The 25,629-nt window shown below is 39.7% G+C and carries 25 protein-coding genes and 6 pseudogenes; 8 read left to right on the top strand and 23 right to left on the bottom strand.

Annotated features, from left to right (window positions below; translation table 11 throughout):
* The 3 genes from NYZ99_RS20550 to trhO all read right to left on the bottom strand — a co-directional run bounded on the left by NYZ99_RS20550 (position 1) and on the right by trhO (position 2,845).
* The gene (locus tag NYZ99_RS20550; protein ID WP_260572900.1) at positions 1-486 is read right to left on the bottom strand and encodes a gliding motility lipoprotein GldH; all 486 of its coding nucleotides are present in this window, start codon (positions 484-486) and stop codon (positions 1-3) included.
* Positions 479-1,660: a PSP1 domain-containing protein gene (locus NYZ99_RS20545; protein WP_260572899.1), complete on the bottom strand. Its 1,182-nt coding sequence runs from the start codon at positions 1,658-1,660 to the stop codon at positions 479-481. The genes NYZ99_RS20550 and NYZ99_RS20545 overlap by 8 nt, the downstream gene beginning before the upstream one ends.
* Before the next feature lie 153 nt (positions 1,661-1,813).
* Complete coding sequence (gene trhO, locus NYZ99_RS20540; RefSeq protein ID WP_260572898.1) at positions 1,814-2,845, bottom strand: oxygen-dependent tRNA uridine(34) hydroxylase TrhO; 1,032 nt, start codon at positions 2,843-2,845, stop codon at positions 1,814-1,816.
* 331 nt (positions 2,846-3,176) lie between these two features.
* On the opposite strand from trhO, the pseudogene recA reads away from it, so the two are divergent.
* The 5 genes and pseudogenes from recA to NYZ99_RS20510 all read left to right on the top strand — a co-directional run bounded on the left by recA (position 3,177) and on the right by NYZ99_RS20510 (position 6,870).
* Positions 3,177-4,125, top strand: a pseudogene (recA, locus tag NYZ99_RS20535) (recombinase RecA).
* Between the two features lie 230 nt (positions 4,126-4,355).
* The gene (locus NYZ99_RS20525) at positions 4,356-4,772 is read left to right on the top strand and encodes a hypothetical protein (protein ID WP_260572897.1); all 417 of its coding nucleotides are present in this window, start codon (positions 4,356-4,358) and stop codon (positions 4,770-4,772) included.
* Between the two features lie 24 nt (positions 4,773-4,796).
* Positions 4,797-5,360 (top strand): RNA polymerase sigma factor, encoded by a 564-nt coding sequence (locus tag NYZ99_RS20520; RefSeq protein ID WP_260572896.1) that lies wholly within the window; start codon positions 4,797-4,799, stop codon positions 5,358-5,360.
* Positions 5,361-5,397: 37 nt separating this feature from the next.
* On the top strand, positions 5,398-6,156 hold the full coding sequence (locus NYZ99_RS20515; RefSeq protein WP_260572895.1) for a hypothetical protein: 759 nt from the start codon (positions 5,398-5,400) through the stop codon (positions 6,154-6,156).
* 102 nt (positions 6,157-6,258) lie between these two features.
* Positions 6,259-6,870, top strand: a complete 612-nt coding sequence (locus NYZ99_RS20510; RefSeq protein ID WP_338039179.1) for a hypothetical protein — start codon at positions 6,259-6,261, stop codon at positions 6,868-6,870.
* 5 nt (positions 6,871-6,875) lie between these two features.
* Here NYZ99_RS20510 and NYZ99_RS20505 read toward each other — a convergent pair.
* Positions 6,876-7,620 (bottom strand): annotated as a pseudogene (locus NYZ99_RS20505) (lysophospholipid acyltransferase family protein).
* Positions 7,621-7,693: 73 nt separating this feature from the next.
* Here NYZ99_RS20505 and trpS point away from each other — a divergent pair.
* Positions 7,694-8,661 (top strand): annotated as a pseudogene (gene trpS, locus NYZ99_RS20500) (tryptophan--tRNA ligase).
* Positions 8,662-8,843: 182 nt separating this feature from the next.
* On the opposite strand, the gene dprA reads toward trpS, so the two are convergent.
* Entirely contained in the window at positions 8,844-9,923 is a 1,080-nt protein-coding gene (gene dprA, locus NYZ99_RS20495; protein ID WP_260575298.1) for a DNA-processing protein DprA, read from the bottom strand.
* Between the two features lie 129 nt (positions 9,924-10,052).
* Between dprA and NYZ99_RS20490 the strand changes: the two genes are divergently transcribed.
* Together NYZ99_RS20490 and NYZ99_RS20485 are read left to right on the top strand one after the other, a co-directional pair.
* Complete coding sequence (locus NYZ99_RS20490; protein WP_260572894.1) at positions 10,053-11,015, top strand: HU domain-containing protein; 963 nt, start codon at positions 10,053-10,055, stop codon at positions 11,013-11,015.
* Positions 11,016-11,073: 58 nt separating this feature from the next.
* Positions 11,074-11,590, top strand: a pseudogene (locus NYZ99_RS20485) (acyl-CoA thioesterase).
* A 23-nt stretch (positions 11,591-11,613) separates the two neighbouring features.
* Here the strand turns inward: NYZ99_RS20485 and NYZ99_RS20480 are convergent.
* The 18 genes and pseudogenes from NYZ99_RS20480 to NYZ99_RS20400 all read right to left on the bottom strand — a co-directional run bounded on the left by NYZ99_RS20480 (position 11,614) and on the right by NYZ99_RS20400 (position 25,610).
* On the bottom strand, positions 11,614-11,796 hold the full coding sequence (locus NYZ99_RS20480; RefSeq protein ID WP_260572893.1) for a hypothetical protein: 183 nt from the start codon (positions 11,794-11,796) through the stop codon (positions 11,614-11,616).
* A 323-nt stretch (positions 11,797-12,119) separates the two neighbouring features.
* Complete coding sequence (locus NYZ99_RS20475) at positions 12,120-12,953, bottom strand: aldo/keto reductase (protein WP_260572892.1); 834 nt, start codon at positions 12,951-12,953, stop codon at positions 12,120-12,122.
* A 118-nt stretch (positions 12,954-13,071) separates the two neighbouring features.
* Positions 13,072-14,112: a murein hydrolase activator EnvC family protein gene (locus tag NYZ99_RS20470; RefSeq protein ID WP_338039177.1), complete on the bottom strand. Its 1,041-nt coding sequence runs from the start codon at positions 14,110-14,112 to the stop codon at positions 13,072-13,074.
* A 192-nt stretch (positions 14,113-14,304) separates the two neighbouring features.
* Complete coding sequence (lolB1, locus tag NYZ99_RS20465; RefSeq protein WP_338039176.1) at positions 14,305-15,093, bottom strand: lipoprotein insertase outer membrane protein LolB1; 789 nt, start codon at positions 15,091-15,093, stop codon at positions 14,305-14,307.
* Positions 15,093-16,031, bottom strand: coding sequence for a tetratricopeptide repeat protein (locus tag NYZ99_RS20460; RefSeq protein WP_260572891.1), 939 nt, complete (start codon positions 16,029-16,031; stop codon positions 15,093-15,095). The genes lolB1 and NYZ99_RS20460 overlap by 1 nt, the downstream gene beginning before the upstream one ends.
* An 8-nt stretch (positions 16,032-16,039) precedes the next feature.
* A complete protein-coding gene (gene dut, locus NYZ99_RS20455; RefSeq protein WP_260572890.1) occupies positions 16,040-16,474 on the bottom strand; it encodes a dUTP diphosphatase in 435 nt (144 codons plus the stop codon).
* A gap of 18 nt (positions 16,475-16,492) precedes the next feature.
* Positions 16,493-17,950 (bottom strand): oligosaccharide flippase family protein, encoded by a 1,458-nt coding sequence (locus NYZ99_RS20450; RefSeq protein WP_260572889.1) that lies wholly within the window; start codon positions 17,948-17,950, stop codon positions 16,493-16,495.
* Between the two features lie 86 nt (positions 17,951-18,036).
* Positions 18,037-18,714 carry an MFS transporter gene (locus tag NYZ99_RS20445; RefSeq protein WP_260572888.1) on the bottom strand — a complete coding sequence of 226 codons (678 nt, stop codon included), beginning with the start codon at positions 18,712-18,714 and terminating at the stop codon, positions 18,037-18,039.
* A complete protein-coding gene (locus NYZ99_RS20440; RefSeq protein ID WP_260572887.1) occupies positions 18,711-19,274 on the bottom strand; it encodes an MFS transporter in 564 nt (187 codons plus the stop codon). The genes NYZ99_RS20445 and NYZ99_RS20440 overlap by 4 nt, the downstream gene beginning before the upstream one ends.
* A 137-nt stretch (positions 19,275-19,411) precedes the next feature.
* Positions 19,412-20,272, bottom strand: coding sequence for an ATP synthase F1 subunit gamma (gene atpG, locus NYZ99_RS20435; protein WP_260572886.1), 861 nt, complete (start codon positions 20,270-20,272; stop codon positions 19,412-19,414).
* Between the two features lie 60 nt (positions 20,273-20,332).
* Positions 20,333-21,914 (bottom strand): annotated as a pseudogene (gene atpA, locus NYZ99_RS20430) (F0F1 ATP synthase subunit alpha).
* A 65-nt stretch (positions 21,915-21,979) separates the two neighbouring features.
* On the bottom strand, positions 21,980-22,519 hold the full coding sequence (gene atpH / locus NYZ99_RS20425; RefSeq protein ID WP_260572885.1) for an ATP synthase F1 subunit delta: 540 nt from the start codon (positions 22,517-22,519) through the stop codon (positions 21,980-21,982).
* A gap of 3 nt (positions 22,520-22,522) precedes the next feature.
* Complete coding sequence (locus NYZ99_RS20420) at positions 22,523-23,023, bottom strand: F0F1 ATP synthase subunit B (RefSeq protein WP_260572884.1); 501 nt, start codon at positions 23,021-23,023, stop codon at positions 22,523-22,525.
* An 86-nt stretch (positions 23,024-23,109) separates the two neighbouring features.
* Positions 23,110-23,297: pseudogene (atpE, locus tag NYZ99_RS20415) on the bottom strand (ATP synthase F0 subunit C).
* Positions 23,298-23,332: 35 nt separating this feature from the next.
* Positions 23,333-24,475 carry a F0F1 ATP synthase subunit A gene (gene atpB, locus NYZ99_RS20410; RefSeq protein ID WP_260575296.1) on the bottom strand — a complete coding sequence of 381 codons (1,143 nt, stop codon included), beginning with the start codon at positions 24,473-24,475 and terminating at the stop codon, positions 23,333-23,335.
* A 131-nt stretch (positions 24,476-24,606) separates the two neighbouring features.
* On the bottom strand, positions 24,607-24,957 hold the full coding sequence (locus NYZ99_RS23125) for a DUF6168 family protein (protein ID WP_420845240.1): 351 nt from the start codon (positions 24,955-24,957) through the stop codon (positions 24,607-24,609).
* Between the two features lie 42 nt (positions 24,958-24,999).
* The gene (locus NYZ99_RS20405) at positions 25,000-25,224 is read right to left on the bottom strand and encodes an AtpZ/AtpI family protein (RefSeq protein ID WP_260572883.1); all 225 of its coding nucleotides are present in this window, start codon (positions 25,222-25,224) and stop codon (positions 25,000-25,002) included.
* 20 nt (positions 25,225-25,244) lie between these two features.
* Entirely contained in the window at positions 25,245-25,610 is a 366-nt protein-coding gene (locus NYZ99_RS20400; RefSeq protein ID WP_420845153.1) for a bactofilin family protein, read from the bottom strand.
* Positions 25,611-25,629 lie beyond the last annotated feature (19 nt).

Genomic DNA, 25,629 nt, shown 5'->3' with positions numbered 1-25,629 from the left:
CTAAGGATTACTTTTTGTTATTTCAAGACCGACATCGGTAATACCTTCCAAAGAAATCACACCTTGAACATTACCATTTTTTCGCATTGCATGCGAAACTTCTAAGGTATATACGCCAGAAGTGGGAAAAACGATGTTTTCTTTATACCATAATTTGTTTTCCTTTAAACTTCCTGATCCTTTTCCCAACCAAGTTCCATCTCGCAATGCCATGTTGTATTCCAAAGTATCCTGAAGTACTTCACCATCAGGGGTACTAAGGGAAGTAATCAAAAACAAGTTGCTATACGGGAAAGTATCGTCATTTCGCACATTAATGAACATGTGGTATGCCTGAACTGTATCCAATTTTGAAAAATTGAACTGTAGAATTTCGTCCTTGTTCCAAACCGCCCCATTTAGGCTCTTATATTCAGAGGTTACCACATTGGTATTACATGAAGAGAGAAAGGCAATGGTAAACACTAAAAAAATATAGCTACGCATTGTTTTTGCTCCTATTTCGTTTTCTGTTCTTATTTGTGTTCTTATTTCTATTGCGGTTCCTATTGCCCTTGGATTTTTTCTTTGGCCGATCAAATCTTGTAAGGCTATCTTGACCCACTACATTTTCAAAAACTACCTTTTCCTCTGTTATATTGTCCGCCGCATAAACTTCAAGGCTTGGAACTTTTTCCTTCTTCCTGTTCTTTTCCAAGATTTCGTTCACTTGGTCTTTGGAAAGCACATGCCAATTGGCCGGTTCGTCCTTATAGGAAAACCATAGCAGCTCTTTAAAAATATCCGTTTTTTGGCAGAAGGCAAGCCCTTTTTCGGTGAGTAGCTTGCTGTCCTGAGCGGGGAAATCCTTTAGGGCGTCCAAATAGACATCTAATTCATAATTGAGACAGCACTTTAGTTTGCCACATTGTCCTGCCAATTTTTGAGGATTAAGGGAAAGTTGTTGATACCGCGCGGCCGATGTACTTACAGACCTAAAATCTGTAAGCCATGTGGAGCAGCATAATTCCCTTCCGCAAGACCCGATACCGCCTAATCGCTGCGCTTCCTGTCTGTAACCAATCTGTCGCATTTCTATTCGAATACCAAAGGCCTTGGCCATATCCTTTATCAATTGACGAAAGTCCACTCGGTCCTCAGCGGTATAATAGAATGTGGCTTTGGAACCATCACCCTGAAACTCAACATCGGAAATCTTCATTTGTAGCTTCAATATGATGGCGATTTCCCTGAACCGCTTTTTTATCTCTTCTTCCCGGTTCCTACATTTTTGCCAAATATCAATGTCTTTTTGAGTGGCCTTTCTGTAGATTTTTGGGAGTTCTTCCTTTGCAGGATCTATTTTCTTTCGTTTCATCTGCACACGTACTAGCTCACCTGTAAGTGTGACCATACCGATGTCATGCCCCGCTTGCGCTTGAGTGGCGACTACATCCCCAATAGAAAGGGTAAGGTTTTCCGTATTTTTGAAGAATTCTTTTCTACTGTTTTTAAAACGCACCTCTACATAATCAAATGGACGCTCTCCGCTGGGAAGCGACATATTTGAAAGCCAATCAAAAACAGTTAATTTATTGCAACCATCTGTACCGCAAGTACCGTTATTCTTGCATCCCTTTGGTTGTCCATCCTTACCGGTAGAACAACTACTACAACCCATATTTTATATATTGATTTGGCAAAATCCCAAAGGATTCCCCAAACTAGGTTTATAAAAAATCTTCTTGTAAAGATAATGAAATTATGTGCGAAAAAAAGTGCTCTTTATTCGCAATAAAGGTGGAATACAAAATCAAAGGCTAGCGCTTAGGGATTACCTCTTGAACTTTAGGACTTCCGATCTGCCCTTTTTAAAAATCTTATTGCTAACGACCTTGCCCTTTCTTAATGCTTTTTGTTCCTCATACGGTAATGCATGGATTTCCATGCAATGATCAGAACAACAATTGTTCATTTTTTCGGCACACTTTTTACATTGTATGAATAAAAGATGACAGGCCTCGTTGGCGCAGTTTACATGATCGTCGCAGGGTTCTCCACATTGGTGACATTGAGAAATGATATGATCACTTATCCGTTCGCCTCTTCTATGGTCGAAAACAAAATTCTTGCCTACAAACTTGTTCTCAAGCTTCTGCTGCTCCACTTGTCTTGCATATTCAATAATGCCACCCTCCAATTGGTATACTTGTTTAAAACCTTTGTGTTTGTAATAGGCGCTGGCCTTTTCACAACGGATACCTCCTGTGCAGTACATGACCAATTTCTTATCCTCTTTATGATTATGTAAGTCCCTTTCTATAATATCAAGGGAGTCTCGAAAAGTATCCACATCAGGGGTAATGGCATTTTTAAAATGTCCTATTTCACTTTCATAATGGTTTCTCATATCTACCAACACCGTATCCGGGTCTTCGATAAGTTCATTGAATTTCTCTGCATTTACATGGACCCCTTTGTTCGTTACGTCAAAGGTCTTGTCGTTAAGACCATCGGCCAGGATCTTTTGCCGGATCTTTACCTTTAATTTTAGGAAGGACATGTTATCCTGTTCTATAGCAATATTCAAACGAACATTTTCCAAAAACGTAATACTGTCCAAGAATTCCTTGAACTGTCTAAAATTTTCCGCGGGAACGGACAATTGGGCATTAATTCCCTCATGGGCTACATAAATGCGCCCTAATACGTCCAATTCGTTCCAATGTATAAACAAATGATTTCTAAAAATGGCAGGATTGCCAATGTGTGCATATTTATAGAAAGATATAGTCAAGCGTTCTTGACCCGCCTCTTCAATAAGGGCAGCTCTTTCCTTTGCACTTAAGGTATTGTACAGTTGCATGCTATACTAATAGTTAAGTTAACAAATTTTGAGCGGCAAAGATACAAATTCCTTTAGGAAGGTAGGGATGGATGTATCACAAAAAAAGTCCCGAATTATCGGGACTTTTTATTTGGCCATTCCTGCTTTTCCTCTTCACAGCATTACTTGAGTTAGTTTATATAAAGGAAATGACCATTGAAACCAGTGACACTAAAAACAACGAACAAAATCATGTTTTGTACTCGTGTTTTTCAATTAGATAGAAAAAGTGACAAAAGGTTGCGTAATGAAAGTGAATATTCTTTTTTAAGAAAAGAAACACTAATTTAGCATTCCTAAAAAATACACGATGAGTTCCGAAAAAGAAGCCAAATTAAAAGCCCTAAAACTAACCCTTGACAAGCTAGATAAGACCTATGGAAAAGGCACTGTGATGAAGATGGGGGACAGTGTTGTTGAAGATGTAGAGGTAATTCCTTCAGGTCCTTAGGACTTGATATAGCTTTGGGAGTTGGAGGATACCCTAGAGGTAGGGTTATTGAAATATATGGGCCGGAATCTTCGGGTAAAACGACCCTAACCTTACATGCTATTGCAGAGGCCCGAGAAAAAGGAGGTATTGCTGCCTTTATAGATGCGGAACATGCTTTTGACCGTTTTTATGCCAAAAAACTAGGGGTTGATATTGACAATCTTATTATATCACAACCGGACAACGGTGAGCAAGCATTGGAAATTGCCGATAATTTGATCCGTTCAGGTGCCATTGATATTGTAATTGTAGATTCTGTGGCCGCGTTGACACCCAAGAGTGAAATAGAAGGAGAAATGGGGGATTCTAAGATGGGTTTGCATGCAAGATTGATGTCACAGGCTTTGAGAAAATTAACAAGCTCCATTAGCAAGACTCGATGTACCGTTATTTTCATTAACCAATTGCGAGAGAAAATTGGGGTGATGTTCGGAAATCCGAAACTACAACGGGTGGTAATGCCCTAAAGTTTTATGCCTCCGTTCGTTTAGACATAAGACGTTCCACCCAAATCAAAGATACCGATGGCAATATTCAAGGAAACAAGACCCGTGTAAAAGTGGTAAAAAATAAGGTTGCGCCTCCATTTAGAACTACCGAGTTCGATATAATGTACGGAGAAGGTATCTCCAAGGTGGGAGAAATCATTGACCTTGGTGTGGAATATGAAATCATTAAGAAAAGTGGTTCTTGGTTCAGTTATGGGGACACCAAATTAGGACAAGGTAGGGATGCCGTCAAAACCCTATTATTGGACAACCCGTAATTATTGGATGAATTGGACGGTAAAATACGAGAAGCCCTCAGTGCGGTTAATAGCTAAACAAGCTAGACTTTAGATCTTAGGACAATTCAAACAAAACAAGGACGCTCACCCTTTAATTAAGGGGCTAGGCCTATAATCTAATTTCCATTAAATATATCCACATTAATAATTGGGCTACTACGCAACCTTTAGGGTAGATTTTCATCTTTCTTGTAAAAGAAATTGAAAAAATGAATAAAAAATGTACCCTAGTGGTTGCGTTATTTGCATTGCTATTAGGAAGTTGTTCCCTTGATGATGACGAACCCAACTTTAATTTTAAGGCATTACGTATTGAAAGTGCGGAATTGCCGGAATCGTTTAATTTGAACGAAACCTACCAGATAAACGTAACCTATTCATTACCAGATGGGTGTACTCAGTACGAAGGATTTGATGTAACCAAAGAGGATACTACGGTAAGAAATGTGGTTGCCATAGGTGTTGCAATGACAGATTTGGTATCTTGTACCCAGGTGATAACCCAAGAGGAAGCCTCCTTTAATTTTATTGTCAAATACGACCAACCCTATACTTTTAGATTTTATCAAGAAGAGAATAGCGCTGGTGAGGCGGAGTTTTTAGAGGTGGTTGTTCCTGTGAACTAGGTATAAAATATATAACCGACAAATTTGTTACTGGAAGAACTGGTACATAGATGTAAAAATGGCGAGCGTAATGCCCAGGAGCTGTTGTATAGGCAATATGCGAGTGTTCTCTATGGTATTTGTTTAAAATATTCCCGAAACAAAACAGAGGCAGAGGATAATCTGCACGACAGTTTTATGACCATTTTTGAAAAAATAGGACAATACAAGTCCAAAGGTTCTTTTGAAGGGTGGATCAAACGTATTACCGTAAACACGGTACTGCAAAAATATAGGCGCAACGAATATTTAAGTGTAGTTAACGAAAATACGCCCGAGGAGGTTACCCTGGAATCCAGTTATACCGATATTGGGCTACAGTCATTGTTGGGATATATTCAGGAATTACCCAATAAATATAGAACAACATTCAACCTGTATGTGCTGGACGGTTATAGCCACAAGGAAATCAGTCAATTACTGGGAACCTCGGTAGGAACGTCCAAATCCAATTTGGCAAGGGCGAGAATGTTACTTAAGGAAAAAATTGAAAGTAAAATATCACAGTCCATAATCGGGTTAGTGATTGTAATAGGAAATTGTTTATGATTCCCTTGGGAATCCGTAGAAATATGAGTTTTGAAAAATGAGTAAGAAGCATTTAGACGAATTGTTCCAGGAAAAATTCAAGGGTTTTGAGGAAACCCCTGATGACAAAGTGTGGTTGGCGATTAAAGCATCACTAGATAGAAAAAAGAAAAAGAGGGTATTGCCTCTTTGGTGGCAACTTGCCGGGGTAGCCGCAGTTTTTTTAATAGGACTATTACTATTTAATCCTTTTGTAAACAATACCGATTCACCGGATAGCAATAGCGTTACGGATACAGAACAGATAAATAACGATAACCAGTCATTGGAAGATTCTTTGAATACAAAAAAGAAAGATTTTAGTTCCCCAAATATTGAAAGTGTTACACAAACCGACGACAAGACCAATCGTTTCACAAAAGAATCTTTGGACAATAGGGATAAACCTAGCAGTTCAAATTCATCTGAACGTCTTATTACCAACGGTTCGGATAAGAAAGCCATGTATCTTTCAAACCGATTAAATACTGCCTATACAGAACTTGATGGCCAAAAGAACTCGATTGAAAACGAAATTGCTGAAAATAGTACCTCCGATAGAGATACTAATGACAGTGAAAATAGGGTAAATGATACCCAGGAAAATTCTATGCTTAACAATGAGGAAATTATTTCCAAAAGTGAAGCTATAGCCAGTAATAATAAGATTGAAGAAGCTGAAAATAAGAATATTGAAGGTAAAAAATCCTTGTATGACGAGATTCAAGATATGGAAGAAGAAGAGGATGCCATTGTCAAGAATTCAAAGAGTAAATGATCCGCCGGGCCAAGTATTGCACCCGTATATTTTGATGCAATTGGAAATGGCTCCCCGGTTAGTCCGGTTTTTAGTGCCAACTCCAAATCCGGAAATGTGAATATGAGTTATGGACTATCCGTAGCTTATGAAATAAATCCACGGCTATCAATCCGTTCCGGGGTACACAAAGTTGACTACGGGTATGATACCAATGACGTGTATTTTACCTCTTCCCTATCGGCCTTGAGCCAAAATCGCATTGCGAATATCAACTACGCAGAAACGGCAGAAAATTTGGTAGTGTCCTCTAGCAATGCCACACTAAATTTAGATAGTAAATCGTTCGATGTATCTGCGAGATCAGCAAATAGATCTGGTGTCATGGCCCAACAATTAGGATATTTGGAAGTTCCTGTAGAATTAAGTTACGCTTTGGTGAACAATAAGTTTGGTGTAAATGTAATTGGTGGGGTAAGCTCCTTGTTTTTAGTCGATAACGAAGTGGATTTGACTTCAGGTAATTTGACCACCCAGATTGGGGAGGCCAATAATGTTAATGAATTAAATTTCAGTGCCAACTTTGGGATAGGTCTAGGGTATCAATTTTCACAAAAACTGAAATTGAACGTAGAGCCTGTATTCAAATATCAGTTAAATACATTTTCAAACGTAGATGGCACTTTTAATCCTTACACTATAGGTATCTATAGCGGTATTAGTTTTAAGTTTTAAAACAACTACATAAATGAGGATTGTAGGTCTTGATAGATAACATCACGAACCTCTTCACGTAAGGTGCTTTTGTCCTCTTCGGCCAAAATACCCGTTTCAAAGAATTCATGAACCCGGGCCCTAACTATACCTGGATCACCGCTAAAAAAAGTGAAGGAAAAGCGTTTTTTATTATCGAAAAAGGTAATAGGCACCAAAGGAATTTTATGGGCTATGGCCATTTTAAAGGCCCCATCCTTAAATGTATCCAGAATAATAGATTCATCGTCAGGTACCCCGCCTTCAGGAAAAATACAAATGCTTAGACCTTGGCTCAATCTACGTTGTGCCCTTCTATAAACTCCTGTTCTACTTTGGGTACTGTCCCTATCTACCATAATGCACACTCTTTTATAAAAGAACCCAAATACCGGAATCTTTACCAACTCCTTTTTCCCAACAAATACAAAAGGATTCTTGCTTACGAAGAGCATCAACATAATGTCCAGCATACTTGTATGGTTAGCTACCAGCATATAGCTTTTCCCAAACTCCAATTTTTGGTCATAGGTTACCTTTGGTGGACAACCCATACCATATAAAATGGGTATTGCCCAAAGATTTCCGGCCATCCAAAAGAAATTGGGGTACGAGACCTCTCTAGACGCAAACAACAATAAAAACGGGAAAAATATAAAGATAGGGATGGCCACAAGTAGGTAAAACCAGTATACGGTATAGCGCTTGACCCATTCGCTCGAGTACTATCATGTATCAAAAATAGCGATTCTACCTTTGAATTTTTCTATTTGTTTTACCTTTGTCCACTTATAATTTTGACCAAATGGCAAGAATATTAACCGGTATACAAAGTACGGGAACCCCTCATCTTGGAAATATCCTAGGGGCTATTATACCGGCCATCGAAATGGCAAGTGACCCAAAGAACGAGTCTTTTTTATTTATTGCGGATATGCATTCCCTTACCCAAATAAAAAATGGGGAGGTATTGCGGAACAATACTTATAGAACGGCGGCAACCTGGCTTTCCTTTGGGTTGGACATTAATAAAACTGTTTTCTACAGACAAAGTGATGTACCACAGGTCACAGAGCTTTCCTGGTACCTTAGTTGCTTTTTTCCGTATCAGCGCTTGACTCCGGCCCATTCTTTTAAGGACAAGTCGGATAGGCTGGAAGATGTAAACGCAGGATTGTTTACCTATCCTATGCTTATGGCAGCAGATATTTTGCTCTACGACGCCAATATTGTACCTGTTGGAAAAGATCAATTACAACATATTGAAATGACCAGGGACGTGGCGCATAGATTCCATTCCCAATTAGGTGAAACTTTTGTGGTTCCCGAGGGAAAGGTGCAGGAAGAGACGATGTACATTCCGGGTACTGACGGTGCTAAAATGAGTAAAAGTAAGGGCAATCTTATAGATATTTTTCAGCCGGACAAAAAATTGCGCAAACAAATAATGGGAATCCAAACAGATAGCACGCCCATGGAGGAACCCAAGACCCTACCCGAGATAATGTCTTCGCCCTATATAAAATCATGGCCAGTCAACCTCAAATCGAGGAAATGACCGCCAATTATTTGGGAGGCAACTACGGGTATGGTCATGCCAAACAAGCATTGTACGAACTCCTTTTGAACAAATTTGAAGAACCACGGGAGAAATTTGAATACTACATGAACCATTTGGAAGAAGTGGATGAAGCTTTGGCCATAGGTGCGGATAAGGCCAAAAAGGTGGCTGATGGAGTACTCCACAGAGTACGCGAAAAGTTAGGTTATTAAACAAAATTCATTTTTGTCACTATAAGTAAAAACCGACGCTATGGTCGGTTTTTATGTTTGGTACTAGTATATTATTTTATGAAGAAACGACCATATCTTGCCATTCATCGGTAAGCTGCAAAAAAAAGAATTTATAAAATACCATTACTTCGAATTATAAACCGCATGGTCTGTAAAAAAGCCTAAACTGCCTCGAACAATTTACCTGGCAATGGACGTATGACCCCTTTCATTTCCATATTCAACAAAGTAGCCGACGTCTTAAAAATGGGTAATTGGCAATCAATCGCTATACTATCCAACAATTGTTTTCCTTCACGTTGGAGATAGCCATATATTTTTTGTTCCGTCTCATCCAAGTCAACGAATAATTGTTTTTGTACGGATTGAGAAGTCTTTTCCTCAAGTTCCCAGTTTAAAAGATAAATCAGGTCCGCTGCAGAGGTCAACATATGGGCCTTTTGTTGTTTGATCAGATTATTACAGCCCACACTATATTTATCTGTGCTACGTCCGGGAAGTGCAAAGACATCCCTATTGTAGCTATTGGCAATATCTGCCGTTACCAAACTCCCTCCCTTTTCAGCGGATTCCACCACTATGGTCGCTTCGCTCATTCCTGCAATAATTCGGTTTCGCTTTAAGAAGTTTTCCCGCTCCGGATTACTGGTACTCCAAAATTCTGTAAAGAATCCACCATTGTTTAAAACTTCATTTTGATATTTCGCATGGACTTTGGGATAGATTTGATTCAAGCCATGGGCCAAGCACCCAATTGTCTGTAAACCCTGATTAATGGCTTCTCTTTGAATACAAATGTCTACTCCATAGGCAAAACCACTCACAATGATAGGATTCAAGGGGGCCAAATCCGCGATGAACTCTTCACAAAAGGCAGTGCCGTAACTGGTGATATTTCCGGTACCTACCACGCTAATGATTTTTCGACCTTCCAAATCCATATTTCCCTTTTTAAAGAGCAAAATAGGACTGTCTATACAATGTTTTAAATGTTTGGGATAATTAGGGTCTTCAAAATAACAATAGTCAATTTGGTTCTCTAGAATATATTGATATTCCCTTTCGGCATCGGCCAAATGTGCCGTATCGAACAAATGTTTAAGGGTATAGCTGCCAATACCATCAATTTTTAATAAATGTCGCTGCTTGTTCTCGAAAACTTCCTGAGCGCTTCCGCAGTAAGAAATCAATCTTTTGGCAATGACATCGCCAACATTGGGCACGTTTTGCAACCTCAACATTGCAATCAACTCATTCGCAGTATATTGTAACACACCCATTATTATTCACCAAGGATTACAAATATAATGTTAATAAAAAGTTATGTCACCGGTTTTGTGAACCCCTATTTTTTTTGATATTTGCCCATAATGGTAGTAGAACACTATATAAGCGAATTATTATACAGGTACAATTGTGTGGTAGTACCAAACTTTGGTGCCTTCCTTACCCAAAAGACCTCCGCACGAATCAACGATATTACCAACACCTTTTTTGCTCCTTCAAAATCTATATCTTTTAACGAGCAATTAATTACCAATGACGGCTTATTGGTTTCCTATATTGCCGAAGCTGAAAAAGCCTCTTTTGAGGAAATTTTATCTCGGATCGAAACCATTACTAAACAATGGAAACAAACCTTGAATGGCGGTGAAAAGTTAAGTCTTAAACAAATTGGACTGTTATGGAACAATGCCGAAAATAGGATTCAATTTCAACCATATTATGAGGTAAATTACCTTACTTCTTCTTTTGGTCTGTCATCTTTTAAGTCTATTCCAGTGACTAGAGAGGTACTAAAAGAGGAGGTTGAAGCCATAGAAGAGAAAATTCCGTTTATCATAAGCCCCGAAAAAAGGGAGAAGACCAGTTTTAGGCCTTACCTAAAATATGCGGCCATTATCTTAATTGCTATTTCTGCCGGCTTTACAGGATATCAGGTCTTAAACAATGGTTTTCAATCACGGCAAGTGGTTCGTGAAGATGCGAAAAAGGAAGTGGAAAGGCAGATTCAGGAAGCCACTTTTTTCAACACCGCTCCCTTGGAACTCCCAACCGTGAACGTGGACGCCGTTTCTACTTCTGAAGTAGAGATCGATAAGGCGGCCAAACATCATATTGTGGCAGGTGCCTTTCGTGTAAGGGCCAATGCTGACCGAAAAATCAAGTCCTTACAAAGCAAAGGATACAAAGCGGCCTACTACGGTACCAATGCCTACGGTCTTCATATGGTCACTTATGACCGATTTGTAAATCCTAAAGAAGCTCTTACTGTTTTAAGGGAAATTAAGCGCACCGAATCTAGAGACGCTTGGCTCCTTTCTGAAAAATAAGCTTCCTATTTCCTCTTAAAATTTTTGTGGCTCGTATCTTTGCGGAAAAATTTCTTCTATGACACCAAAAACGCCATCAGAATCGAGAACGACCATGACGGATATGGTTTTGCCCAGTGAAACCAATGCCCTACAAAATTTATTTGGAGGCGAGCTCTTAGCACGAATGGACCGAGCTGCAAGTATAGCCGCTGGTAGGCATAGCAGAAGAATTACGGTAACGGCCTCTGTGAACCATGTCGCCTTTAACCTTGCGGTTCCACTTGGGAGTGTTGTGACAGTTGAAGCTGCAGTTTCTAGGGCTTACACGACCTCCATGGAAGTATATATTGACGTGTGGATCGAAGATCGCTATAACGGAAAAAGAACCAAGGCCAATGAGGCCATATATACCTTTGTGGCCGTGGACGAAACTGGAAAACCTACAGAAGTTCCTCCCTTAAAACCGGAATCCGATTTGGAAAAGGAACGTTATGCAGGGGCCTTGCGCAGAAAACAGTTAAGTCTCGGTACTGGCAGGTAAAATGAAGCCTAACGATGCTACGGAACTAAAGGCTTTGTTTGCCGAAAATTAGAATACCGCAATGCTACTGGACTACTAATCCAATGATGGTAATTTTTGTTCATTTACTCGTACGCTATCTGGTGTTTGATACATGGTAGATTCTAGCGAATTCTCTTCGTCAAATCGTTCACAGGCTTCTTCATCTGCTCTATAGGCACAATCAATTAAGTCTTTTTGTGCACAGGATCCGATACTGGTTATTGTGGCAATTAACACAGCTATTATTAAAAGTTTGGTTTTCATTGTATATAAAATTAAAGATTCTACTTGGTCGTTATTTTTTGAAAAACCCTTGCTTTCCAATAACTAGGGATCTATCAGTATAAATGGTTCCAATGTTTTGAAAGCCTGGGGAACGACAATTGTAGGTTGTTCGGGAATTGGATAAGAGAAGGATTTCATTTCAAATGTAAAACCAAACCACCTAAAAAAAGGAGAAAAATGTATGAATCGCAAGAATTAGTTCATAGATGGGAATCTATGAAAAATAAGCGGATATCGATTTGTTTAACCTAATTGAGGTTAAAATAAATTACATTTTAAAAATCAAAATGATCTGGATGTGGCCCACTACGCTCATCCCTATCTAAACTATCCAAATACGCCATATCTTCTATAGATAGTTCAAAATCGAAAATATCGGCATTGGAGGCAATCCGTTTTTTATGAACCGATTTGGGAATGGTGACCACCCCCTTTTGTAGGTTCCACCTTAAAATAATTTGTGCCGCCGATTTATTGTACTTTTCGCTTAGCTCTTTACAAAAATCCAATTGGAAAAGTTTCCCCTGCATAAAAGGCGACCAAGCTTCATACTGAATGGTATTTTCAGTACAGAAATCCAAAAGATCTTGCTGAACCAAATAAGGGTGGAACTCCATTTGGTTGACCATAGGTACAATGGAGCAGTCTGTCAAAAGGTCTTCCAAATGGTGGCGTAAAAAATTACTGACCCCTATGGCCTTTACCTTTTTGGTTTCATACAAATATTCCAAGGCTCTCCAGGTATCCTTATATTTTCCTTGAACTGGCCAGTGCACCAAAAACAGATCTAAATAATCCACTTGCAGTCTATTGAGGCTATCCTCGAATGACTGTAAGGTTGTATTGTATCCTTGCTCGCTATTCCAAACTTTACTTACCAAGAAAATATCTTTCCTGGCTACAGGACTTTCTATTATTCCTCTTCCAACACCTTCCTCATTCTTATACACCGATGCGGTATCAATATGCCTATATCCAAGTTCCAAGGCATCCTTTACGGAATCTATCACTTCTTGGTCGTTATCAGCTTGATAGGTACCCAAACCCAAATAGGGCATCATTACGCCGTTTCGCAATTCAACACCTCCTTTTATATCTGTAATTTTCATAAGTTAAGCTTTTGGTTGTTCGTAAATCGTTAATAGTTGTTAGGTTTGAAGTTTGAAAGTCCAAAATTATAAGTGCTAAATCCATTGAACTAACACCTATTACCCTAGTGCTATCTACTCACAGTCGATACACCCATTCTTCCGGGTTCAATCTGGAGGTATCTTGATAGAGATAGAATTTTAAGCGGGTCTGACCATTGGATCGATTGGTATAAATTGTGCCAAGCTCATCTTTGATGTTGACCCTATCCCCTTTTTTTACAAATAGTTCCGCTAAATTGTAGTAGGTACTAATAAAATTACCATGCTTTACCTGAACCCCTTTATTCCCGCCCGGAACTGCCAAAATAGCAATGACCTCGCCTTCAAAAATGGCTCGAGCTTTTGACCCTGGGTCTGTGGCAATAATTACCCCATTACTCTGATGTTTGATTCCTGGATAAACGGCGTCGTTGTAAATACCAAAACCTTGGCTCTTAATTCCTTTTTCGACTGGCCAAATTAGCTTGCCCTTATTGGCAGAAAAATTATTGGCCACGATGGTTGCTTCAGGTGTCAGTACAAACTTACTTACTCCGGTCGTGGTTTTACCGGCTTCTTTATTAGAGGCCGCAATCGCCGAACGAATTAAGTTTTCTATTTGCTGATCAATTTTTCTAGCCTCGCGCTTTTTATCCTCTATAGCCTTGGCATATTTGCTTTCATTTTGGCGAATGATCTCCAATAGCGTTTTTTGTTCCTGAATTTCCGCAAAAAGTTGATCTTTGGCCTTGGTATTTTGGGTCAATAACACCTCCTTTACCTTTCGCTCTTCATTCAAGTCCATGTTCAGGCGTGTAAGCTCCTCCGTTTTGGCTAAAATCTGCTCCCCTTGCTCTTTTCTATAGTCCGTATATTGCTTCATATACTGAAGCCTTTTAAAGGCCTGATAAAAGCTCTCAGAGGACAATAGGAACATCAGTCGGTTCTGTTTGGATTTATTTTGATAGGACTTTTGAATCATCTTGGCGTATTCCTCCTTAATTTCCTGAAGTTCTCCCTTTAGCTTACTGATATTTCGAATATTGGTATTGATTTGCCTATTCAAAAGGTTTGCCTGTTGGTTCGTGACACGAATCAATTGTTGCCAGACCGTAATTTTTTTATCCAATGCCTCCATCTCAGTTCAACACAGTACCTCTTTCCTTCTTTTCGGATAATAAAAGTCGGTTGATTTCCCTGATTTCCGTCTGAAGCTGTTCCCGCTTCTCCTCAAGTGCCTTTTGCTCACTGGTTTGTGCCCAAACTAAAGGACTCTCCCAAGAAAAGTAGCAGAAAGAAGACGATTCTATGTCGCTTGTCCAACATCATGCTATTCTAACACAATCTCTTTAAAACCTTTTGGTATTTTATATGGAAAGTTGACCTGTCGGTTTAACTCTATATTTCTATATTCCAAGGAAATTCTGTTCTCATTGTTCTCTTCGATGGCCGGAATGGACACTTCATTGGGTATGGCTTCTTTGCCAACGAGTTGGTAGTTTTTGTATTTGATTTCCAATAAACGTTTTTTCAGAGGCTGGGACAGTTGTTGTAAGTCCATTTTAAAGTTCTTTGGTTCAATTTGAAACAAGGTTTTGTAAAGTGCTCCAGCCGTCTTAGGGGTCAATCTATAGGTTTCCTTCGCTACAGAAAGATCAAATTTATCATTTCTAAGGTCAAAAAGGGCCTGGCCCAAAAGCATATTTTGTAGAATTGAATAATCGACCTCAGTTCCCAAAAGATTACTTAAATAGGAAAAATCGCCATCGAAATATTCATTGTCCATTTTGTTATAAAAAGAAACCCTATCCGGGGTGATGTAGACCTTTACAATACCCAGCGGGGCACTCATCCAAATTCCTTTATCCTTTTCCATCCGAAGGCTTACGGATACACTTTGTTCATCCTCACCATCCGAATAGTCGATTTTTACCCGTCCTGTTAGTGTATTGAAATCCAACTTATTTTGGTAGTGGGCTTTGACCACTGTTTTCGCAGAAAGTCGGTCATCTATGAATCCATCGGAAATAACTTTGGTGCTCTTACAGGAAAAGACAAAGAGCGTCAAAGCGCATACCGAAACCATTTTTTTATATGTTAGTAACCTAATGTGCATCATTAAAATCCAGGTTTAATCTTATTTAAATATAGGTTTGACTTCTCCGTATTTCCCATGGCTCCATGAATCTCGGAAAGCTCCTTGTATATCTTATTCTCCAATTCGGGATCATCGATCAAGTAATCCAATGACGTCTCCATTGCCTCAATGGCATCTTTGTTCCTATTATCCCTTCGTAAGGCGATTCCATGGGCATAATACAAGAAAGGTTGTAAGGGATATTTTTCAAGAGCTTCCTCCGTAAGGTTTAGGAGTGATTGGGCATCATCAGATCCGTTTAACGAATCCTGTATCCTCTCTTCCAATGCAATCAAATCATTGGCATCCTCGCTCTTATTTTCTGATAGAATTACATTTTTTATATTACCTCGATGCTTGTCAATAGAATCATTTATTTTGGATTGGAGGTACATGGATTTTACTGTTTTTTCCACTTCCTCTAAGATTGCTTTGGCTTCTTCATAATTGCCCAATTCAAAATAGATGGATGCCAAATTGGACTTTAGTTCCGTATTGTTCCATGGAATCCGGGTCTTTATAGCACTCACGGAGGTGTTACGGGCCTTTAATGTTTCCGCCAACGTATTTGCATACCAATAATTTTCCGGGTCTGCCGCCACAGCTTCCTGGGCATATTGTTGTGCATTGATATATTGCTTATCAAGTAAATAGGATTTGGCTAACTCAAAGGACACAACCTCTTTCTCCGGTTCCAAGTTCTTACACTTTAAAAAAGCATTTATGGCCTTGTCATAATTTTGAATTCCCTGTTGCTTTAGCCCTTCAAAAAAACTTTCCTGGAAGTCATCGGAATATTCTTCGAAAGAGACCTCTGCACTCTCCTCCTCGGTAATGGGATCCTCCTCTTGAGACAAAACAATCCCTGGTGCAAATGTTGCTCCTAAATAAAGTAGTAGCATTGGGATTGTTATTTTCATTCGTAGATTTATTTTACTCCAGTGCTGCCAAAACCACCTTCGCCCCTTAGGGTTTCGGAAAGCTCATCTACAGACTGCCATTCCGCCCGCTCATGTTTGGCAATCACCATTTGGGCTATACGCTCTCCATTTTCAATTGTGAAATTTACATTGGATAAATTGACTAGAATCACACCTATTTCCCCCCTATAATCAGCATCAATCGTGCCAGGAGCATTGAGAACGGTTATACCCTTTTTTGCGGCGGGACCACTTCTAGGGCGTACTTGCGCCTCGTAGCCAACTGGTAATTCCATAAACAGGCCGGTTTTTATTATGGCCCGTTCCAAAGGTTGTAAGGTAATAGGCTCCGATATATAGGCCCGCAAATCCATCCCGGCCGAGGCTTCGGTTTCATAGTGGGGCAACTCATGATTCGATTTGTTAATAATCCTGATCTTCATTTCTTTCGTTCTCTGATTTTATTTGACAAATACCCTTTTTAAATTCTCGATTTCCATTTTATACACCAATCCTAAGAAAATCAACAATAAAGGTATACCCACCCATAAATTTCTATCAAAGATATAGAAGGAAACCATTGAAAACAGTATAGAAATTCCTAAGTAAAATATAATTTTTCTGAAATTATAGGGAATAGGATAGTACATACGACCAAAATAGAATGATAATAGCATCATGGAACCATAAGCTACCAAGGTGGCGATTGCTGAAGCCACATAACTAAAATATTGTATCATGGCTACGTTTATGATGATGGTAAGTACAGCACCTATCATGGAAATATAAGCCCCAAACTTCGTCCGATCCGTTACCTTGTACCATACGGAAAGGTTGTGGTAAATGCCCGGAAAGAAACTGGCCAATAATATAATGGGAACGACAGACATGGCATCCCAATAGGAGGTGTCTTTTATGAAGAGGCCTTTTAAAACATCGGCAAATACCACTACGGTCAATAGAATAATACTTCCCAACACCACAAAGTAGTTGGTAATCTGTGCATAGGCCTTTTGCGGATTTTTAGTATCCGAATGACTAAAGAAGAATGGCTCAATTCCTAAACGAAATGCGGTGGCGAAAAGTGTCATGAACAAGGCGAGTTTATAGCAGGCCGCATATTTCCCCATTTCACTATTGGCTATATCGGGTGGTAATAATTTCGATAACAAATACTTGTCAAAAACTTCGTTGATGGTAAAGGCTACACCTGCGAACATTACGGGCATGGCATAGGTTAACATCCGTTTCCATAAATCCACATCAAAGATATACGGTCTTCTAAGGTATACCCTAAGCATAAGCAACAATGTGACTGCGCTTGCTATAAGATTGGAGATCAGTATATACGATATCTCATAATCTGGCACAAAGAGTCTTTCAAAGAATCCAGATCCTTCCTTACTTGCCAAACTTGGCAGGAGTAATAGAAAAAATAGATTTAAACCTAAATTTAGTACTACATTAATCGTTTTTACAATCGCATAGCGGATAGGCCTCTCGTTGGCCCTTAACCAAGCAAAAGGAACAATTACCAGTGCATCTAACACTAATATGCAAAGTACAAAATTCATGTACTTAGGTTCAATGTTCAAAGACGTTGCAATGGCTGATTTAAATATGAGCCCTATCAACAGAAAAACAAGTGAGGAAACCCCAAGTGATATCAGGGAAGTGGATACCACCTTTTTTTTATTCTCCGTATCCTTATAAAACCGGAAAAAAGCCGTTTCCATGCCGTAGGCCAAGAAAATATTGAAAATGGCAAACCAAGTAAAAATAAGGGTTACCTCCCCATAGGTGCCGGGTGGCATGACGGAGGTATAAATAGGCACCAGCAAGAACGAAAGCATACGCGGAAGCACGGTTGCCAAGCCATAAATCGCCGTTTGTTTAAAAAGTTTTTTGAGAGGATTCAAACACCTTAAATTGAAGTGTTAAATGTACCTATTTACCTTGGTTATACAAAGTTGGTTTTATCCCGTTTTGACAGAATTATCCCTTCTTACGCCTCTGCGGGAGCCTTTTCGTCTTCCAATTCCAAACGCTTCATGGCTAAAAACGCCATTGAAAATGCTATTAGTAAAAAAATAGCCGCTAAGGTGTAAGGCGCACCAGGGTAGTAAATGCCTCCCCCAGGACGTATAAAAAAGTAGAATACGGGTGAGAAAACCAATTGCCCTAGGATAGCTGTAATACTAACCAGCCCCGTGATAGAACCCTGAAGGTTTCCTTGTTCCTTTTCAGAAACTTGGTTGGATATAATGCCCTGAACTGTCAGTCCTGCAACACCTCCCAATGCATACGGGATTAAAAAAGCATATAACATCCATGGTTCTGAGGCCATTGAAAAGAAAAACATACCGATCGTCCATAGCAAAAAGCCTACGGTTACTACGAAACGCTTTCCAAATTTTTTCACCAAAATACCCACTAAGACACCTTGAACAATGGCCACCAAAAGTCCTACTACCATCAACGATACCCCTATTTCCTTAGGGCTCCAGTTGTAGCGCTCAATACCATAGTAAGACCACGTGGAAGGCAAAGCCTGGCCGGCCAAATTCGCCAAAAAGAAGGCGAAAATCAGCAAAAGTACCCCTTTGTACTTCCGTAAGGCAAATAAGGAAACCCCTGGAATCATCTTTGTTGGATTGATGGCCCGTCTATTTTCGACCGTCAAAGACTCGGCACAAAAAACAATCCGAAAAGGAAATTGGCAAAGGTCAGTCCTGCGGCAATATAAAAGGGCAGGCGGATGTCGATCTCCCCGAAAAATCCACCCACGCCCGGATCAATGATAAATCCAAGGCCAAAAGCAGCCCCTATTAATCCAAAGTTCTTGGCCTTGTTTTCCTTGGTACTAACATCAGCAATATAGGCCGAAGCAACCGTAAAACTAGCCCCTGTAATACCTGCTAAAAACCTACCTAGAAATAACCACGTAATACTTGGGGCCCAGGCATGTATCAGGTAATCGATACTTAAACCCAACAAGGCCAGCAAAAGAATAGGTCGTCTTCCAAACTTATCTGAAATCTCGCCCAATACTGGTGAGAATAGAAATTGCATGCCGGCAAATGCCGTAGTCAACCACATCCCATAGATTACGGCCATGGCTGTCCCTTCACCCGTTAATTCCATTATAAGATCAGGTATGATAGGTAGTATGATACCTATGCCTATGACATCCACCAAAATGGTTACAAAAATAAAGAGTAGGGCCGATTTTTTTGATTTCATAGAAGGGACAAAAGTCGTAAAAATTAGTCTTCCTATTTAAAAAATAAAACCCCTACGTTTCCGAAGGGGTTATCAATAAAATTCTTTAATTCACTTAGTTATTCAAAGCCTCTGCCTTTTGAACATTTGGCTTGCGCCTAATTGTTCAGTGCCTCCGCACCACCAACAATTTCAAGGATTTCGTTGGTAATAGCCGCTTGTCTTGCTTTGTTATAGGTCAATTTCAATTGATCTCGTAATTCCTTGGCATTATCGGTAGCCTTATGCATGGCCGTCATACGAGCACCATGTTCACTGGCAAAAGAATCCCTTATTGCCTTATACAATTGCGTTTTTAGGGATTTTGGAATCAATTGCTCGACAATTTCTGCCTTGGATGGCTCAAACATATAGTCGGAATTGCTTCCTTCCTCACCTTCCAATGGTAGGATAGGTAAAAACTGCTCCGTCATGACCAATTGTGTCGCTGCATTCTTGAATTTGTTATATACAATATCAATACGGTCATACTCGCCCTTTGAGAACTTTTCCATCAAAACCTTAGCAATTTCTGATACATTATCAAAGGTCAAATCATCAAAAATTCCATTGTGATTTGAAATCACATTGTAGCGCTTTTTTAGAAAATCATTTGCCTTTTTACCAATGGCCATGAAATCCACCTGTTTACCAGCATAGATATTTTCCACAAGATTTGTGCTCTGTTTCAATATATTTGAATTGAAGGCACCGCAAAGTCCACGGTTCGATGTAATCGCTACAACCAAGACCCTATTTACGGTTCTATTGCTGGCATATATACTCCCGCAGTCCCCTTCTAAACTAGCACTTAGATTTTGTAAAAGCTCCGTAAGTTTATCGGCATAAGGTCTCATGGCAGTGATTGCATCCTGGGCCTTTTTCAACTTTGCAGCAGATACCATTTTCATGGCACTGGTAATCTGCATGGTTGAAGACACCGATGTAATCCTGTTTCGTATTTCCTTTAAATTGGCCATTTTAGATTAGTATTGAGTAGTTAGTTACTAAAAAACTCAGTGTCAACTACGTTTTACTACTTATTTCTTGTACTTCGCTGACAAATCTTTACAAACCGTTGCAAGTGTATCGGTAACCTCATCGGTCAACTTTCCAGCTTTCAAGGTGTCTAGAACATCTCTGTGTTTGGCGTTCAAGAACTCCAAATAATCACGCTCAAATTCCTTCACTTTTTCAACGGGAACATCGCGTAATAAGTTCTTGGAACCTGCATAGATAATAGCAATTTGATCTTCAACGGTATATGGATCGTTTTGGGCCTGCTTTAATATCTCCACGTTTCTACGACCTTTTTCAATCACATTCAATGTAGCAGCATCCAAATCTGAACCAAACTTGGCAAAAGCTTCCAATTCACGGAACTGGGCTTGGTCCAATTTCAAAGTACCCGCCACTTTCTTCATGGATTTGATCTGTGCATTACCACCCACACGAGATACGGATATACCTACGTTGATAGCCGGCCTTACCCCTTGGTTGAACAAATCTTGCTCCAAGAATATCTGTCCGTCAGTAATAGAAATTACGTTTGTTGGAATATAGGCGGATACGTCACCGGCCTGAGTTTCAATTATTGGTAATGCCGTTAAAGAACCTCCTCCTTTTACCATCGGTTTCAATACCTCCTGGTAAATCGTTCATGTTCTTTGCAATATCGTCATCGTTAATCACTTTTGCCGCACGCTCCAACAACCTTGAGTGAAGGTAGAAAACGTCTCCAGGATAGGCTTCACGTCCCGGTGGTCTTCTCAACAACAAGGAAACCTCACGGTAGGCAACAGCTTGTTTAGACAAATCATCATAAATAATCAATGCAGGGCGACCTGTATCCCTAAAATACTCGCCGATAGAGGCACCAGCGAAAGGTGCATATACCTGCATAGGAGCAGGATCGGATGCATTGGCGGCAACAATCGTTGTATACGCCATAGCCCCTCTATCCTCTAGTGTTTGTGCAATACCTGCTACCGTTGAAGCTTTTTGACCAACTGCCACATAAATACAATACACTGGTTCACCTGCGTCATAAAATTCCTTTTGGTTCAAAATGGTATCGATACAAACCGTAGTCTTACCAGTCTGACGGTCACCAATAACCAACTCACGCTGACCTCTACCTACTGGAATCATGGCATCGATGGCCTTTATTCCGGACTGCATCGGCTCGGTTACAGGCTCTCTATAAATAACCCCAGGAGCCTTGCGTTCCAATGGCATTTCATAGGTTTCCCCTGAAATAGGATCTTTACCATCTATTGGGTTACCCAAGGTGTCCACCACACGGCCCACAATGCCTTCTCCAACATTGATGGAGGCGATACGCTGTGTTCTTTTTACAGTAGCTCCTTCACCTACCGCTTTGGAAGGTCCAAGCAATACCACACCCACATTATCCTCTTCCAAGTTTAAAACGATTCCTTCCAAACCGCCTTCAAACTCCACCAACTCGCCATATTGGGCATTAGCCAAACCATAGACTCCGGCAATACCATCACCTACTTGCAATACGGTTCCTACTTCATCCAAAGTAGCTGTTGCATCAAATCCTGATAATTGTTTCTTTAAAATTGCCGATACTTCTGCGGCTTTTACTCCTGCCATTTTTGTTCCTGTTTAAGATAATCCCGTCGACTAGGCTCAGGGTAAATTCCATTACTGGAATTAAATTATAGACTGTTTGTAAATTCTCTTTTTAAATTGTTCAGTTTGTTGGAAACGCTTTCATCGTATTGCAAATCCCCAACCCTCAAAATAAATCCGCCGATGATACTCTCATCAATTTTATTTTCAATGGTCACTTTGTTTCCTGTAATAGAAGCTACTTGCTTCAAAAGTTGTTTTTCCAAGCTATCCGTCATGGGTACCGCTGTGGTAACATATGCTACATCCTTTCCTTTCAAGGATTCGTTTAGAATAATATACTTTAGGGCAACTTCATTCAACAGGGAAACCCTTTTATTCTCCACCAACATATTCATCAATCCTTCTGAAATGCCGTGGGACCCTTTGAAAACCGCCTTGAGGACATCCTTTTTGGCCGACCCCGAAATTACTGGATTAGAAAGCATATCCCGCAACTCCTTACTGTCTGAAACCGTACTAACCACGGAACGCATGTCCTTTTCTACAGCCTCTGTAGCCTTGTTTTCAACAGCTAAATCCAATATGGCCTTGGCGTATCGTACCGCCGCTCCGGAATCACTCATTTTTTAATTCAATTTGATATCTCCTAGCATTTTTTCTACTAGCTTCAACTGCTTGTCCTTTCCTGAAAGTTCTTCTTTGAGGACCTTTTCTGCAATGGAAACCGAAAGTTCAGCAACCTGGCTTTTAAGCTCCGCTACCGCTGCCTTCTTTTCGCTCTCTATGGTCTCTTGCGCCTGCTTTATCATCTTGTCTCCTTCAACTTTCGCTTGCTCCTTGGAATCGGCAATCATTTTATCCTTGATTTCACGGGCCTCCTTTAGCATAGCCTCGCGCTCTGCACGAGCTTCCTGCAACATCCTGTCATTGTCTGCTTGTAGGTTCTGCATTTCAGCCTTGGCTCTTTCTGCAGCCGCCAATGCTTCTTGGATACCGGTTTCCCTTTCATTTAAGGAATTTAGAATAGGTTTCCATGCAAATTTCACCAATAGAAAAATAAGTCCTAATAGTAATATAGTCTGTACTATAAAAAGCCCTGGTGAAAAATCGTTAATTAATGTTTCCATTTATTTTGAATTTTAATACTAATCAATAATTAAAAACACCTCCTGCAACCAACCGTTGCAGGAAAATGTTTTTTGGCTTAACGTTCTTATTTTCCTAAGAACAAGGCACCGAATGCCAAACCTTCCAAAAGTGCAGCGATGATAATCATCGCAGTTTGGATTTTACCGGTCGCTTCGGTTGACGGGCAATACCTTCCATTGCCTTACCACCAATCTGACCAAGTCCAATACCTGCTCCAATTACGATCAAACCTGCTCCAATTAAATTGTACATAGTAAACTGATTTATATATTAAATTAAAAACACTCTTAAATAAAATCCGCCCTTACATCCTCAGCATCCGGAACATCATGACCCTCGGCATCGTGATGATGCTCATGATCATGCTCCGCTACCGCCATTCCAATAAACAATGCGGAAAGCATAGTAAAAATATAGGCCTGTAAAAAAGCTACCAAAACTTCTATAAGGGTAATAAAAAACGACAATATCAATGAAAGTCCAGTTGCACCAGCCACACCCAAACTATCTTTGAGAGTAAACATGATGGCAATCAAACTCATTACAACAATGTGACCCGCCGAAATGTTAGCGAACAATCGAACTAATAATGAGAAGGGTTTAATCAAAAAGGCACCGGCCAATTCAATAATTGCCGTAACAGGTCTAATCAACACAGGAACCCCGGGCATCCACAACATGTGCATCCAATAATCCTTATTCCCGCTAAACGTATAAATAATCAATGTAAGGATGGCCAATGCAGCAGTAACAGCCAATTGACCCGTAACATTAAAACCGAATGGTGTAAGACCTAAAAGGTTCAATATCCATATAAAAAAGAAAACCGTTAAAAGATATCCTGTGAATTGTCTGTATTTTTTCTCCCCAATATTCGGTTTTGCTATCTCGTCCCTTACGTAAATGACCAAAGGTTCCAATACCCTGCCAAAGCCAGTAGGAACACTTTTGTTTTTATATTGTCTTGCCAAAGAAGAAAATGCCCATAACATAAATAAGCCTACCAATAAGATTCCGAAAACACTTTTCGTGATGGAAAAATCCAACACTTTATGTGCATTGGTGGCATGTTGGCTCTCATCAAAATTTACTGAAATAGCCCCCGGCTCCAATTCATATATCTTACTATGTAACTTTACAAATTTGGAACCATTTCTTTCAACTATCACTTCCCCGTTATCATCATGGTGAAATTGAGAAGACATAAAAGTCACCAAACCATTACTAGACCATACAATTACCGGTAAAGGAAAACCGACGTGTTTTCTTTCCCCTTCGCTATTGGTATATGAGAACAAATGGAAATCGTGAGAATCTTTTATATGGTGCAAAATGTATTCGTTAACCTCTTCTTTTGAGCTTACTGTACCTTCGCCCTGACCTTCAGAAAATGCGAAACTCGGAGTGAACTCACTATTGTTAAGAACAATACCGGATTTTTAATCACTTTTGAAACTTCCTTCATTATTTCTTTATCAAAAAAATTATGCTCCTGAAAATTTGCGCAAAAGTAGTCATTCTTGATGTAATACAAAGAATTTTAAAGCCTTAAAATTCACCCTTATTTTTTACGTAAGATTTTTGAAACAAAAATCACTTCTAAAGTCAAGAATATAAAAATGGGGATTAAGATCATAGCCCTGTAAAAATGGGAAAGTGGTTGATCTCCCATAAGTTGTGGAAAAAATATGGCAGTAAAAACCACAATTTTAAAAACTAACATCCCGATGTATAAAAAACCCAATTGTTCAAAGACTTTTTGGCTGTTAGAAAGGATTTGGAAGGCAATCACCAATAATAAAGAGAACAAAAAATGAAACAGATAGGACTTTTTAAGCAGCTCTAAAAAAACACTTCCCATTTCATTGAGCAAAGCTGTTTGGGTAAAAAAGGAAATCGTGCCCACCACCATGAACACGATTGTATATAAAGTAACCTTTTGGAACAATTTTGCCTATTTGTTTAAGGCCATCACCTTTTTAATGACCAAATATATGGACAAAAATACGGCAAGTAATGTTATTGTATCCTCTAAAAATGTTTTTTGGAACTTTTCATCTAACCATCCACCTAATAGGTTGCCTAGGTAAATGGTGGCGCCCATTTGAATGGCAATACCCGAAAGACTTGCGGCTGTGCGTACTAAATTAGAATCGTTACGAGGCTTTTGCTGGCTCATTTTTTCCGCTCATGGAAGGTTTAAAACTTCCAGTAATTGCCTGTGCTGCCGCTTTTTCCTCCTCCCATAGTACAGGATGCATTGAAAGTAGCCCCAGGCTCTACTGCCAATTTGGACACTGATACCGTACCCTCTATAACCGCTGAAGATTTTAGGGAAAGTAAATCAGACACCAAAAGCTCGCCATTAAAGCTCCCTTCTATATCGGCATTTACGCACTCGACCTTTCCATGAATGTAACCATCCTTTCCAATTACCACTTTACCGGATGTTTTCACATTACCGTCCAGCTTTCCATCAATTCTGAAATCCGCCTCGGAGATAATATCCCCTTTGATCTTTGTGTTCTTCTCAATTCTGTTTGGTTGTCCTCCTATTTCGCTCATAGTTCTAGGTTTTTGTTTG

This window comes from Maribacter litopenaei, assembly GCF_025244665.1.
Taxonomy (GTDB): domain Bacteria; phylum Bacteroidota; class Bacteroidia; order Flavobacteriales; family Flavobacteriaceae; genus Maribacter; species Maribacter litopenaei.
This window is presented reverse-complemented; position numbering and strand designations above follow the sequence as displayed.

What these genes read in the sequence shown, in the direction of transcription:
- NYZ99_RS20550 (WP_260572900.1), bottom strand. Translation starts at nt 486, where the DNA reads ATGCGTAGCTATATTTTTTTAGTGTTTACCATTGCCTTTCTCTCTTCA.
- NYZ99_RS20545 (WP_260572899.1), bottom strand. Translation starts at nt 1,660, where the DNA reads ATGGGTTGTAGTAGTTGTTCTACCGGTAAGGATGGACAACCAAAGGGA.
- trhO (WP_260572898.1), bottom strand. Translation starts at nt 2,845, where the DNA reads ATGCAACTGTACAATACCTTAAGTGCAAAGGAAAGAGCTGCCCTTATT.
- NYZ99_RS20525 (WP_260572897.1), top strand. Translation starts at nt 4,356, where the DNA reads ATGAATAAAAAATGTACCCTAGTGGTTGCGTTATTTGCATTGCTATTA.
- NYZ99_RS20515 (WP_260572895.1), top strand. Translation starts at nt 5,398, where the DNA reads ATGAGTAAGAAGCATTTAGACGAATTGTTCCAGGAAAAATTCAAGGGT.
- NYZ99_RS20510 (WP_338039179.1), top strand. Translation starts at nt 6,259, where the DNA reads ATGAGTTATGGACTATCCGTAGCTTATGAAATAAATCCACGGCTATCA.
- dprA (WP_260575298.1), bottom strand. Translation starts at nt 9,923, where the DNA reads ATGTTGAGGTTGCAAAACGTGCCCAATGTTGGCGATGTCATTGCCAAA.
- NYZ99_RS20490 (WP_260572894.1), top strand. Translation starts at nt 10,053, where the DNA reads ATGGTAGTAGAACACTATATAAGCGAATTATTATACAGGTACAATTGT.
- NYZ99_RS20475 (WP_260572892.1), bottom strand. Translation starts at nt 12,953, where the DNA reads ATGAAAATTACAGATATAAAAGGAGGTGTTGAATTGCGAAACGGCGTA.
- NYZ99_RS20470 (WP_338039177.1), bottom strand. Translation starts at nt 14,112, where the DNA reads ATGGAGGCATTGGATAAAAAAATTACGGTCTGGCAACAATTGATTCGT.
- lolB1 (WP_338039176.1), bottom strand. Translation starts at nt 15,093, where the DNA reads ATGATGCACATTAGGTTACTAACATATAAAAAAATGGTTTCGGTATGC.
- NYZ99_RS20460 (WP_260572891.1), bottom strand. Translation starts at nt 16,031, where the DNA reads ATGAAAATAACAATCCCAATGCTACTACTTTATTTAGGAGCAACATTT.
- dut (WP_260572890.1), bottom strand. Translation starts at nt 16,474, where the DNA reads ATGAAGATCAGGATTATTAACAAATCGAATCATGAGTTGCCCCACTAT.
- NYZ99_RS20440 (WP_260572887.1), bottom strand. Translation starts at nt 19,274, where the DNA reads ATGAAATCAAAAAAATCGGCCCTACTCTTTATTTTTGTAACCATTTTG.
- atpG (WP_260572886.1), bottom strand. Translation starts at nt 20,272, where the DNA reads ATGGCCAATTTAAAGGAAATACGAAACAGGATTACATCGGTGTCTTCA.
- atpH (WP_260572885.1), bottom strand. Translation starts at nt 22,519, where the DNA reads ATGAGTGATTCCGGAGCGGCGGTACGATACGCCAAGGCCATATTGGAT.
- NYZ99_RS20420 (WP_260572884.1), bottom strand. Translation starts at nt 23,023, where the DNA reads ATGGAAACATTAATTAACGATTTTTCACCAGGGCTTTTTATAGTACAG.
- NYZ99_RS23125 (WP_420845240.1), bottom strand. Translation starts at nt 24,957, where the DNA reads ATGGTGGTGGGCACGATTTCCTTTTTTACCCAAACAGCTTTGCTCAAT.
- NYZ99_RS20405 (WP_260572883.1), bottom strand. Translation starts at nt 25,224, where the DNA reads ATGAGCCAGCAAAAGCCTCGTAACGATTCTAATTTAGTACGCACAGCC.
- NYZ99_RS20400 (WP_420845153.1), bottom strand. Translation starts at nt 25,610, where the DNA reads ATGAGCGAAATAGGAGGACAACCAAACAGAATTGAGAAGAACACAAAG.